The sequence below is a fragment of the Salmonella sp. SSDFZ69 genome, from assembly GCF_004010755.1.
GTDB classification, from domain to species: domain Bacteria; phylum Pseudomonadota; class Gammaproteobacteria; order Enterobacterales; family Enterobacteriaceae; genus Salmonella; species Salmonella enterica.
This window is the reverse complement of sequence record NZ_CP034831.1, coordinates 4327912-4340328: the sequence shown is the minus strand read 5'-3', so window position 1 is coordinate 4340328 and position 12417 is coordinate 4327912. Positions and strand designations below refer to the sequence as shown.

Sequence of the window (12417 nt, the reverse complement as noted above, 5' to 3'; positions counted from 1 at the left end):
TCTGCTCCCTGAATTAATGGCGGAAGTGGCGCATGTCGGTGAAGATCATCGCAATGCCGTGTTCATCGGCAGCGGCAATGACTTCATCATCACGGATAGAACCGCCAGGCTGGATAACGCAGCTCACGCCGACAGCGGCAGCGGCATCAATACCATCGCGGAACGGGAAGAAGGCATCAGAGGCCATCGCGGAGCCTTTCACTTCCAGACCTTCGTCAGCCGCTTTAATCCCGGCGATTTTGGCGGAGTACACGCGGCTCATCTGGCCTGCGCCTATGCCGATGGTCATGTTCTCTTTGGCATACACAATGGCGTTGGATTTCACGAACTTTGCCACTTTCCAGCAGAACAGCGCATCGCGCAGTTCCTGCTCAGTCGGCTGGCGTTTAGAGACCACGCGCAGTTCAGCTTCGCTCACCATACCCAGATCCCTGTCCTGAACCAGCAGGCCGCCGTTAACGCGTTTAAAGTCGAGGCCCGGTACGCGCTGTGCCCACTGGCCACAGGTCAGGACGCGAACGTTCTGTTTAGCGGCAGTGATCTTCAGCGCTTCTTCGGTCGCAGATGGGGCGATGATCACTTCCACGAACTGGCGGGAGATGATGGCCTGCGCGGTTTCAGCATCCAGCTCGCGGTTAAAGGCGATGATGCCGCCGAACGCGGAGGTCGGGTCGGTTTTATAGGCGCGATCGTAAGCGTCGAGAATAGAGGTACTTACCGCCACGCCGCACGGGTTAGCGTGCTTGACGATTACGCAGGCTGGCTCGTTGAACGCTTTCACACACTCCAGCGCCGCGTCGGTATCGGCGATGTTGTTGTAGGAAAGCGCTTTGCCCTGAACCTGTTGTGCGGTGGCAACGGACGCTTCTTTCACATTCTCTTCTATATAGAAGGCAGCCTGCTGGTGGCTGTTCTCGCCGTAGCGCATATCCTGCTTCTTAATGAAGTTCAGATTCAGCGTACGCGGGAAGCGACCGGCGGCTTCTTTGCTTTCACCGTGGTAGGCCGGAACCATGCTGCCGAAGTAGTTAGCGATCATGCTGTCGTAGGCGGCGGTGTGTTCGAAGGCTTTAATCGCGAGATCGAAACGGGTGTCGAGGGTCAGAGAACCTTCGTTAGCATCCATCTCTTTAATAATGGCGTCGTAGTCGCTGCTCTTCACCACGATAGCGACGTCTTTATGGTTCTTCGCAGCAGAGCGCACCATGGTCGGGCCGCCGATATCGATGTTCTCTACCGCATCTTCCAGCGAGCAGCCTTCGCGTGCTACGGTTTCGGCGAACGGATACAGGTTAACGACAACCATATCGATAGGGGCGATGTGGTGCTGTTCCATAATGGCATCGTCCTGGCCGCGGCGACCGAGGATGCCGCCGTGGACTTTTGGATGCAGGGTCTTTACGCGTCCATCCATCATTTCCGGGAAACCGGTGTAATCGGAAACTTCGGTCACCGGCAGGCCTTTTTCTGCTAACAGGCGGGCGGTGCCCCCCGTAGACAGCAGCTCCACACCGCGTGCGGAAAGTGCCTGGGCGAATTCGATGATACCGGCCTTGTCAGAAACACTGAGCAGAGCGCGGCGGACTGGACGACGTTGTTGCATGGTAAATCCCCTGGATTTGACGATTACAGAGAGCGTTAGCTGAATTTTTCGTGAAAAACTCAGCTAACGCCCCTTATGGGGCATTCTCATTTTGCGGCGACATTGTAACGAAAACGTTTGCGCAACGCTCGCGAATTTTTCTTTTTAAATTCTGGCCCCGCTTTTATCCCTGAAAGATCGTTTGCAGAGTGAGAAGATCCAGGAAATGAACGCGCATTTTGTGGATAAGTCTGTGCGTAAATGGGTATAACCAGGGGTTTTGCTGGGGAATGCAGCAAACAGTCATTTTTCTGCAATTTTTCTATTGCGGTCAGCAGAGAACTCCCTATAATGCGCCTCCATCGACACGGCGGATGTGAATCACTTCACACAAACAGCCGGTCGGTTGAAGAGAAAAATCCTGAAATTCAGGGTTGACTCTGAAAGAGGAAAGCGTAATATACGCCACCTCGCGACGGTGAGCTGCAAGCCGCGTCGCACCTGCTCTTTAACAATTTATCAGACAATCTGTGTGGGCACTCGAAGATACGGATTCTTAACGTCCTCGGACGAAAAATGAATACCAAGTCTCAAGAGTGAACACGTAATTCATTACGAAGTTTAATTCTTTGAGCATCAAACTTTTAAATTGAAGAGTTTGATCATGGCTCAGATTGAACGCTGGCGGCAGGCCTAACACATGCAAGTCGAACGGTAACAGGAAGCAGCTTGCTGCTTTGCTGACGAGTGGCGGACGGGTGAGTAATGTCTGGGAAACTGCCTGATGGAGGGGGATAACTACTGGAAACGGTGGCTAATACCGCATAACGTCGCAAGACCAAAGAGGGGGACCTTCGGGCCTCTTGCCATCAGATGTGCCCAGATGGGATTAGCTTGTTGGTGAGGTAACGGCTCACCAAGGCGACGATCCCTAGCTGGTCTGAGAGGATGACCAGCCACACTGGAACTGAGACACGGTCCAGACTCCTACGGGAGGCAGCAGTGGGGAATATTGCACAATGGGCGCAAGCCTGATGCAGCCATGCCGCGTGTATGAAGAAGGCCTTCGGGTTGTAAAGTACTTTCAGCGGGGAGGAAGGTGTTGTGGTTAATAACCGCAGCAATTGACGTTACCCGCAGAAGAAGCACCGGCTAACTCCGTGCCAGCAGCCGCGGTAATACGGAGGGTGCAAGCGTTAATCGGAATTACTGGGCGTAAAGCGCACGCAGGCGGTCTGTCAAGTCGGATGTGAAATCCCCGGGCTCAACCTGGGAACTGCATTCGAAACTGGCAGGCTTGAGTCTTGTAGAGGGGGGTAGAATTCCAGGTGTAGCGGTGAAATGCGTAGAGATCTGGAGGAATACCGGTGGCGAAGGCGGCCCCCTGGACAAAGACTGACGCTCAGGTGCGAAAGCGTGGGGAGCAAACAGGATTAGATACCCTGGTAGTCCACGCCGTAAACGATGTCTACTTGGAGGTTGTGCCCTTGAGGCGTGGCTTCCGGAGCTAACGCGTTAAGTAGACCGCCTGGGGAGTACGGCCGCAAGGTTAAAACTCAAATGAATTGACGGGGGCCCGCACAAGCGGTGGAGCATGTGGTTTAATTCGATGCAACGCGAAGAACCTTACCTGGTCTTGACATCCACGGAAGTTTTCAGAGATGAGAATGTGCCTTCGGGAACCGTGAGACAGGTGCTGCATGGCTGTCGTCAGCTCGTGTTGTGAAATGTTGGGTTAAGTCCCGCAACGAGCGCAACCCTTATCCTTTGTTGCCAGCGATTAGGTCGGGAACTCAAAGGAGACTGCCAGTGATAAACTGGAGGAAGGTGGGGATGACGTCAAGTCATCATGGCCCTTACGACCAGGGCTACACACGTGCTACAATGGCGCATACAAAGAGAAGCGACCTCGCGAGAGCAAGCGGACCTCATAAAGTGCGTCGTAGTCCGGATTGGAGTCTGCAACTCGACTCCATGAAGTCGGAATCGCTAGTAATCGTGGATCAGAATGCCACGGTGAATACGTTCCCGGGCCTTGTACACACCGCCCGTCACACCATGGGAGTGGGTTGCAAAAGAAGTAGGTAGCTTAACCTTCGGGAGGGCGCTTACCACTTTGTGATTCATGACTGGGGTGAAGTCGTAACAAGGTAACCGTAGGGGAACCTGCGGTTGGATCACCTCCTTACCTTAAAGAAGCGTACTTTGCAGTGCTCACACAGATTGTCTGATAGAAAGTAAAAAGCAAGGCGTCTTGCGATTGAGACTTCAGTGTCCCCTTCGTCTAGAGGCCCAGGACACCGCCCTTTCACGGCGGTAACAGGGGTTCGAATCCCCTAGGGGACGCCACTTGCTGGTTTGTGAGTGAAAGTCACCTGCCTTAATATCTCAAAACTGACTTACGAGTCACGTTTGAGATATTTGCTCTTTAAAAATCTGGATCAAGCTGAAAATTGAAACACAGAACGACGAAAGTTGTTCGTGAGTCTCTCAAATTTTCGCAACACGATGATGAATCGTAAGAAACATCTTCGGGTTGTGAGGTTAAGCGACTAAGCGTACACGGTGGATGCCCTGGCAGTCAGAGGCGATGAAGGACGTGCTAATCTGCGATAAGCGCCGGTAAGGTGATATGAACCGTTATAACCGGCGATTTCCGAATGGGGAAACCCAGTGTGACTCGTCACACTATCATTAACTGAATCCATAGGTTAATGAGGCGAACCGGGGGAACTGAAACATCTAAGTACCCCGAGGAAAAGAAATCAACCGAGATTCCCCCAGTAGCGGCGAGCGAACGGGGAGGAGCCCAGAGCCTGAATCAGCATGTGTGTTAGTGGAAGCGTCTGGAAAGGCGCGCGATACAGGGTGACAGCCCCGTACACAAAAGCGCATGTGCTGTGAGCTCGATGAGTAGGGCGGGACACGTGGTATCCTGTCTGAATATGGGGGGACCATCCTCCAAGGCTAAATACTCCTGACTGACCGATAGTGAACCAGTACCGTGAGGGAAAGGCGAAAAGAACCCCGGCGAGGGGAGTGAAAAAGAACCTGAAACCGTGTACGTACAAGCAGTGGGAGCACCCTTTGGGGTGTGACTGCGTACCTTTTGTATAATGGGTCAGCGACTTATATTCTGTAGCAAGGTTAACCGAATAGGGGAGCCGTAGGGAAACCGAGTCTTAATTGGGCGTTAAGTTGCAGGGTATAGACCCGAAACCCGGTGATCTAGCCATGGGCAGGTTGAAGGTTGGGTAACACTAACTGGAGGACCGAACCGACTAATGTTGAAAAATTAGCGGATGACCTGTGGCTGGGGGTGAAAGGCCAATCAAACCGGGAGATAGCTGGTTCTCCCCGAAAGCTATTTAGGTAGCGCCTCGTGAATTCATCTCCGGGGGTAGAGCACTGTTTCGGCTAGGGGGCCATCCCGGCTTACCAACCCGATGCAAACTGCGAATACCGGAGAATGTTATCACGGGAGACACACGGCGGGTGCTAACGTCCGTCGTGAAGAGGGAAACAACCCAGACCGCCAGCTAAGGTCCCAAAGTCATGGTTAAGTGGGAAACGATGTGGGAAGGCCCAGACAGCCAGGATGTTGGCTTAGAAGCAGCCATCATTTAAAGAAAGCGTAATAGCTCACTGGTCGAGTCGGCCTGCGCGGAAGATGTAACGGGGCTAAACCATGCACCGAAGCTGCGGCAGCGACACTCAGGTGTTGTTGGGTAGGGGAGCGTTCTGTAAGCCTGTGAAGGTGGCCTGTGAGGGTTGCTGGAGGTATCAGAAGTGCGAATGCTGACATAAGTAACGATAAAGCGGGTGAAAAGCCCGCTCGCCGGAAGACCAAGGGTTCCTGTCCAACGTTAATCGGGGCAGGGTGAGTCGACCCCTAAGGCGAGGCCGAAAGGCGTAGTCGATGGGAAACGGGTTAATATTCCCGTACTTGGTGTTACTGCGAAGGGGGGACGGAGAAGGCTATGTTGGCCGGGCGACGGTTGTCCCGGTTTAAGCGTGTAGGTGTGTGTTCCAGGTAAATCCGGTTCACTTTAACACTGAGGCGTGACGACGAGGCACTACGGTGCTGAAGCAACAAATGCCCTGCTTCCAGGAAAAGCCTCTAAGCATCAGGTAACATCAAATCGTACCCCAAACCGACACAGGTGGTCAGGTAGAGAATACCAAGGCGCTTGAGAGAACTCGGGTGAAGGAACTAGGCAAAATGGTGCCGTAACTTCGGGAGAAGGCACGCTGACACGTAGGTGAAGTGATTTACTCATGGAGCTGAAGTCAGTCGAAGATACCAGCTGGCTGCAACTGTTTATTAAAAACACAGCACTGTGCAAACACGAAAGTGGACGTATACGGTGTGACGCCTGCCCGGTGCCGGAAGGTTAATTGATGGGGTCAGCGCAAGCGAAGCTCCTGATCGAAGCCCCGGTAAACGGCGGCCGTAACTATAACGGTCCTAAGGTAGCGAAATTCCTTGTCGGGTAAGTTCCGACCTGCACGAATGGCGTAATGATGGCCAGGCTGTCTCCACCCGAGACTCAGTGAAATTGAACTCGCTGTGAAGATGCAGTGTACCCGCGGCAAGACGGAAAGACCCCGTGAACCTTTACTATAGCTTGACACTGAACATTGAGCCTTGATGTGTAGGATAGGTGGGAGGCTTTGAAGTGTGGACGCCAGTCTGCATGGAGCCGACCTTGAAATACCACCCTTTAATGTTTGATGTTCTAACGTGGACCCGTGATCCGGGTTGCGGACAGTGTCTGGTGGGTAGTTTGACTGGGGCGGTCTCCTCCTAAAGAGTAACGGAGGAGCACGAAGGTTGGCTAATCCTGGTCGGACATCAGGAGGTTAGTGCAATGGCATAAGCCAGCTTGACTGCGAGCGTGACGGCGCGAGCAGGTGCGAAAGCAGGTCATAGTGATCCGGTGGTTCTGAATGGAAGGGCCATCGCTCAACGGATAAAAGGTACTCCGGGGATAACAGGCTGATACCGCCCAAGAGTTCATATCGACGGCGGTGTTTGGCACCTCGATGTCGGCTCATCACATCCTGGGGCTGAAGTAGGTCCCAAGGGTATGGCTGTTCGCCATTTAAAGTGGTACGCGAGCTGGGTTTAGAACGTCGTGAGACAGTTCGGTCCCTATCTGCCGTGGGCGCTGGAGAACTGAGGGGGGCTGCTCCTAGTACGAGAGGACCGGAGTGGACGCATCACTGGTGTTCGGGTTGTCATGCCAATGGCACTGCCCGGTAGCTAAATGCGGAAGAGATAAGTGCTGAAAGCATCTAAGCACGAAACTTGCCCCGAGATGAGTTCTCCCTGAGACTTTAGGTCTCCTGAAGGAACGTTGAAGACGACGACGTTGATAGGCCGGGTGTGTAAGCGCAGCGATGCGTTGAGCTAACCGGTACTAATGAACCGTGAGGCTTAACCTTACAACGCCGAAGATGTTTTGGCTGATGAGAGACGATTTTCAGCACTGATTCAGAGTTGAGTACGCAATAATTTGCGCAGCAGCAAGGCGGCAAGCGAAGGAAAGGAAGGAGCATACAGAAGTATGTGACTGAGTTTACGAGCGCAGGCAACGCCGCTGATGCGATAAAGAATTGCGTACAGAGCACAAAGAATTTGCCTGGCGGCCGTAGCGCGGTGGTCCCACCTGACCCCATGCCGAACTCAGAAGTGAAACGCCGTAGCGCCGATGGTAGTGTGGGGTCTCCCCATGCGAGAGTAGGGAACTGCCAGGCATCAAATAAAGCAAAAGGCTCAGTCGAAAGACTGGGCCTTTTGTTTTATCTGTAGTCTGTCGGTGAGCACTCGTTGCGCAGCAACGGCCCGTAGGGTGCCGGGCAGGACGCCCGCCATAAACTGCCAGGCATCAGACAAGTGAAGAAGCCCATCCTGACGGATGGTCTTTTTTGCGTGTGCGGTAACATTTAAAAATGTAGGCCTGATAAGCGCAGCGCCATCAGGCAACCTGCACCGCCGGATGGCAGTTTAGCCTTATCCGACCTGTATGCACTTATCAGGCAGCACCACTACTCACGGATAAATTAAATTCAACAATGGATACGGTTTCCCAAGATCGTCAACCTCCGAACGTCCCGTCACCTTAAATCCCATTTTCTTATAAAATCCAACAGCTTGTGTATTTTGCTCGTTAACATTGGTTGTCAACCCCGGCGCCAGTGTTAACGCATGTTCAACTAATCTCTTACCGATACCCTGACCACGCACGTCCGGATCGACAAACAGCGCATCCATATGTTCGCCGGTAAGCAGCATAAATCCTACCGGCTCATCCTGATCGGTCACGGCAACCCATAGTGGCGCTTCTGGCAGAAAATCGCTCACCAGCTCTTCCAGTTCGGCCCGATAAGCGTTTGACAGAAAATCGTGCGTGGCATCGACTGAGCGACGCCAGATCGCAATCAGTTTTTCCCCTTCCTCATGCCTTGAACGGCGAATGTTAATCATCATCTTCACTCCTTTTTTGCTTACTTCTATTCTAATGCAAATGCTGTCGTGAAACTTTCTCACCTTGAACTTGCAGACTCGACATTTGCCTGATTTCTGAGTATCTTCAGCTATCTGGATGTCTAAACGTTTAAACGTATGTCGTGAGGTTATCAGGTTATGCCGATTCGCGTGCTGGACGAGCTACCCGCCGTCAATTTTTTACGTGAGGAGAATGTCTTCGTCATGACGACTTCTCGCGCATCAGGTCAGGAAATTCGCCCGCTAAAGGTACTTATCCTTAACCTGATGCCGAAGAAGATTGAAACGGAAAATCAGTTTCTGCGCTTGCTATCGAACTCGCCATTGCAGGTCGATATTCAACTGCTGCGGATAGATGCCCGCGAGTCGAGGAACACGCCAGCCGAGCACCTGAATAACTTTTACTGTAACTTCGACGATATCTGCGATCAGAACTTTGATGGGCTTATCGTGACCGGAGCGCCGCTGGGTCTGGTGGAGTTTAATGACGTGGCTTACTGGCCGCAGATTAGGCAGGTGCTGGAATGGGCGAAAGATCACGTTACTTCGACGCTATTTGTCTGTTGGGCCGTCCAGGCTGCACTCAATATTCTTTATGGTATCCCTAAGCAGACCCGTACAGATAAACTTTCCGGTGTCTATGAACATCACATCCTTCATCCTCATGCTCTGTTGACGCGTGGTTTTGATGATTCGTTTCTGGCGCCACACTCACGCTATGCCGATTTCCCGGCGGCGCTAATACGGGATTATACGGATCTTGAAATTCTGGCCGAAACAGAAGAGGGGGATGCGTACCTGTTTGCCAGCAAAGATAAACGTATTGCGTTTGTCACCGGTCATCCTGAATATGACGCTCATACGTTAGCGGGGGAATATTTTCGTGACGTTGAGGCCGGGTTAAATCCGGAGGTTCCGTACAACTATTTCCCAAAAAACGATCCGCAAAACATACCGCGCGCAACCTGGCGCAGCCACGGTAATTTACTGTTTACTAACTGGCTCAACTATTATGTCTACCAGATTACGCCATATGATCTGCGTCACATGAATCCAACCCTGGATTAATCTTCTGCTTCTGACGATCCTAAAGCGTTTCAGCATGTTGAATCAGGCACCTTCGGGTGCCTTTTTTATTTCCGAAACGCACCTCATCATGTAATTAAATTTAATTTACATTGTTATCAATAGGTTAATGCATAATTAAATTAAAAATGGAAATTGTTTTTGATTTTGAAATTTAATTGAGTAGTCTTAGTTGTGTTGAACGAAAAGCGCACAGTGATCCTTCGTTCGCATTGGGGATGTATCTGGATCAACAACGAGGAGCTGCATGATGAATCCACAGGCAACCACAACTGATGAATTAACCTTTACCAGGCCGCAAGGCGAGCTGGAAAAGCAAGTCCTGACCGCTGAGGCAGTCGAGTTTTTGACGGAGTTAGTCACCCGTTTTACGCCAAAACGCAATAAACTCCTGGCTGCACGTATCCAGCAACAGCAGGATATTGATAACGGTAAGTTGCCTGATTTTATTTCGGAAACCACTTCCATTAGAGAAAGTAATTGGCAGATTCGTGGTATTCCGGCGGATTTACAGGATCGCCGAGTAGAAATTACCGGGCCGGTTGAACGTAAAATGGTGATTAATGCCCTGAACGCAAATGTGAAAGTGTTTATGGCGGATTTTGAAGACTCGCTGGCGCCGGACTGGAATAAAGTTATTGATGGTCAAATCAACCTGCGTGATGCGGTGAACGGCACCATTAGCTATACCAACGAAGCCGGAAAAATCTATCAGCTCAAGCCCGATCCGGCCGTATTGATTTGTCGTGTACGTGGTCTACATCTGCCAGAAAAACATGTTACCTGGCGGGGGGAAGCCATTCCCGGCAGCCTGTTTGATTTTGCTCTGTACTTTTTCCACAACTATAAAGCGCTGCTCGCTAAAGGTAGCGGCCCGTATTTTTACCTGCCGAAAACGCAAGCCTGGCAGGAAGCAGCCTGGTGGAGTGAAGTTTTCAGCTACGCTGAAGACCGCTTTAACCTGCCGCGCGGTACGATCAAAGCGACCCTGTTGATTGAAACGCTGCCAGCTGTTTTCCAGATGGATGAGATTCTTCATGCGTTGCGTGATCATATTGTCGGTCTCAACTGTGGTCGCTGGGATTATATTTTCAGCTATATCAAAACGTTGAAAAATCACCCGGATCGCGTCCTGCCGGACAGGCAGGTGGTAACGATGGACAAACCGTTTCTGAGCGCCTACTCGCGCCTGCTGATCAAAACCTGTCACAAGCGCGGCGCGTTCGCGATGGGCGGTATGGCGGCGTTTATCCCGAGCAAAGACGTTGAACGCAACAATCAGGTCCTTGCCAAAGTGAAAGCGGATAAAGCGCTGGAAGCGAACAACGGCCACGACGGCACGTGGATTGCGCATCCCGGGTTGGCGGATACCGCAATGGCCGTCTTTAACGAGGTACTGGGCGAGCACAAAAATCAGCTGTTCATTACCCGTGATGAAGATGCGCCGATTACCGCTGAACAGTTACTGGAGCCATGTGAAGGCGAACGCACAGAAGCGGGAATGCGCGCCAATATTCGCGTGGCAGTGCAGTACATTGAAGCGTGGATCTCCGGCAATGGCTGTGTACCGATTTACGGTCTGATGGAGGATGCCGCGACGGCGGAAATCTCACGAACCTCTATCTGGCAGTGGATTCACCATGAGAAAACACTGAGCAATGGAAAACCCGTAACGAAAGCGCTTTTCCGCGAAATGTTGGCGGAAGAGATGCGGGTAATCCAGGACGAACTGGGCGAGCACCGCTACAGCAGCGGGCGCTTCGACGATGCCGCACGTCTGATGGAGCAAATCACCACCTCAGATGACTTAATCGACTTCCTCACCCTGCCGGGCTATCGCTTACTGGCTTAATTCACCACATAACAATATGGAGCATCTGCACATGAAAACCCGTACTCAACAAATCGAAGAATTACAGAAAGAGTGGACACAACCGCGCTGGGAAGGCATCACCCGCCCGTACAGCGCGGAGGAGGTGGTGAAATTACGCGGCTCGGTTAACCCGGAGTGCACGCTGGCGCAGCTCGGCGCCGCGAAAATGTGGCGGCTGTTGCACGGTGAAGCGAAAAAAGGCTATATCAACAGCCTTGGCGCGCTGACCGGCGGTCAGGCGTTGCAGCAGGCGAAAGCCGGTATTGAGGCGATTTATCTTTCAGGCTGGCAGGTGGCGGCAGATGCCAACCTGGCATCCAGCATGTATCCGGATCAATCGTTGTACCCGGCAAACTCTGTTCCGGCGGTAGTGGATCGGATCAACAACACTTTCCGTCGTGCGGATCAGATCCAGTGGGCATCCGGTATTGAACCCAACGATCCGCGCTATGTGGATTACTTCCTGCCGATCGTTGCTGATGCAGAAGCCGGTTTTGGTGGCGTTCTGAATGCCTTCGAACTGATGAAATCGATGATTGAAGCCGGTGCAGCGGCCGTTCACTTCGAAGATCAGCTGGCGTCGGTGAAGAAATGCGGCCATATGGGCGGCAAGGTGCTGGTCCCCACGCAGGAGGCGATTCAGAAACTGGTTGCTGCGCGTCTGGCCGCTGATGTGATGGGCGTCCCGACGCTGGTGATTGCGCGTACCGATGCGGATGCGGCAGATCTGATCACCTCCGACTGCGATCCCTATGACAGCAGTTTTATTACCGGCGAACGCACCAGCGAAGGTTTCTACCGCACCCATGCGGGCATTGAGCAGGCGATCAGCCGCGGTCTGGCGTATGCCCCGTATGCCGATCTGGTATGGTGCGAAACCTCTACGCCGGATCTCGAACTGGCGCGTCGTTTTGCCGATGCTATCCACGCGAAGTATCCGGGCAAACTGCTGGCCTATAACTGTTCGCCATCCTTCAACTGGCAGAAGAATCTGGACGACAAGACCATTGCCAGCTTCCAGCAGCAGTTGTCGGACATGGGTTACAAATACCAGTTTATTACCCTGGCGGGCATCCACAGCATGTGGTTCAACATGTTCGACCTGGCGCATGCATACGCGCAGGGCGAGGGCATGAAGCACTATGTTGAGAAGGTTCAACAACCCGAGTTCGCCGCGGCGAAAGATGGCTACACCTTTGTTTCCCACCAGCAGGAAGTGGGTACTGGTTACTTCGACAAAGTCACCACCATTATTCAGGGCGGCGCGTCATCCGTTACCGCGTTAACGGGTTCCACCGAAGAATCGCAGTTTTGATTGATGCCCGGTGGCGCTGCGCTTACCGGGCCTACAGATAGCGTAGGCCG

General features: G+C 52.5%; 5 protein-coding genes, 1 tRNA gene and 3 rRNA genes. 7 read left to right on the top strand and 2 right to left on the bottom strand.

Annotation, left to right across the window (positions count from 1 at the left end; all coding sequences use genetic code 11):
* Positions 1-13: 13 nt before the first annotated feature.
* Positions 14-1603, bottom strand: coding sequence for a bifunctional phosphoribosylaminoimidazolecarboxamide formyltransferase/IMP cyclohydrolase (gene purH / locus EOS98_RS21450; RefSeq protein ID WP_047607409.1), 1590 nt, complete (start codon positions 1601-1603; stop codon positions 14-16).
* Positions 1604-2228: 625 nt separating this feature from the next.
* On the opposite strand from purH, the gene EOS98_RS21445 reads away from it, so the two are divergent.
* The 4 genes from EOS98_RS21445 (at position 2229) to rrf (ending at position 7342) form a co-directional block, all read left to right on the top strand.
* Positions 2229-3770 (top strand): 16S ribosomal RNA (locus EOS98_RS21445).
* Positions 3771-3855: 85 nt separating this feature from the next.
* Positions 3856-3931, top strand: a tRNA-Glu gene (locus tag EOS98_RS21440).
* A gap of 193 nt (positions 3932-4124) precedes the next feature.
* Positions 4125-7030 (top strand): 23S ribosomal RNA (locus tag EOS98_RS21435).
* A 196-nt stretch (positions 7031-7226) separates the two neighbouring features.
* Positions 7227-7342 (top strand): 5S ribosomal RNA (gene rrf, locus EOS98_RS21430).
* Together the 16S, 23S and 5S rRNA genes with 1 tRNA gene alongside form the textbook arrangement of a ribosomal RNA operon.
* A gap of 295 nt (positions 7343-7637) precedes the next feature.
* Here rrf and EOS98_RS21425 read toward each other — a convergent pair.
* Positions 7638-8075, bottom strand: a complete 438-nt coding sequence (locus EOS98_RS21425) for an acetyltransferase (protein ID WP_000973248.1) — start codon at positions 8073-8075, stop codon at positions 7638-7640.
* A 156-nt stretch (positions 8076-8231) separates the two neighbouring features.
* Between EOS98_RS21425 and metA the strand changes: the two genes are divergently transcribed.
* The 3 genes from metA (at position 8232) to aceA (ending at position 12367) form a co-directional block, all read left to right on the top strand.
* The gene (gene metA, locus EOS98_RS21420) at positions 8232-9161 is read left to right on the top strand and encodes a homoserine O-acetyltransferase MetA (protein ID WP_001122767.1); all 930 of its coding nucleotides are present in this window, start codon (positions 8232-8234) and stop codon (positions 9159-9161) included.
* A gap of 268 nt (positions 9162-9429) precedes the next feature.
* The gene (gene aceB, locus EOS98_RS21415) at positions 9430-11031 is read left to right on the top strand and encodes a malate synthase A (protein WP_001069371.1); all 1602 of its coding nucleotides are present in this window, start codon (positions 9430-9432) and stop codon (positions 11029-11031) included.
* A 31-nt stretch (positions 11032-11062) separates the two neighbouring features.
* Complete coding sequence (aceA, locus tag EOS98_RS21410; RefSeq protein WP_000857884.1) at positions 11063-12367, top strand: isocitrate lyase; 1305 nt, start codon at positions 11063-11065, stop codon at positions 12365-12367.
* Positions 12368-12417: the final 50 nt, after the last annotated feature.

Bases quoted from the DNA above. Each gene is read 5' to 3' on its own strand.
- purH (WP_047607409.1), bottom strand. From the start codon at position 1,603: ATGCAACAACGTCGTCCAGTCCGCCGCGCTCTGCTCAGTGTTTCTGAC.
- aceB (WP_001069371.1), top strand. From the start codon at position 9,430: ATGAATCCACAGGCAACCACAACTGATGAATTAACCTTTACCAGGCCG.
- metA (WP_001122767.1), top strand. From the start codon at position 8,232: ATGCCGATTCGCGTGCTGGACGAGCTACCCGCCGTCAATTTTTTACGT.
- EOS98_RS21425 (WP_000973248.1), bottom strand. From the start codon at position 8,075: ATGATGATTAACATTCGCCGTTCAAGGCATGAGGAAGGGGAAAAACTG.
- aceA (WP_000857884.1), top strand. From the start codon at position 11,063: ATGAAAACCCGTACTCAACAAATCGAAGAATTACAGAAAGAGTGGACA.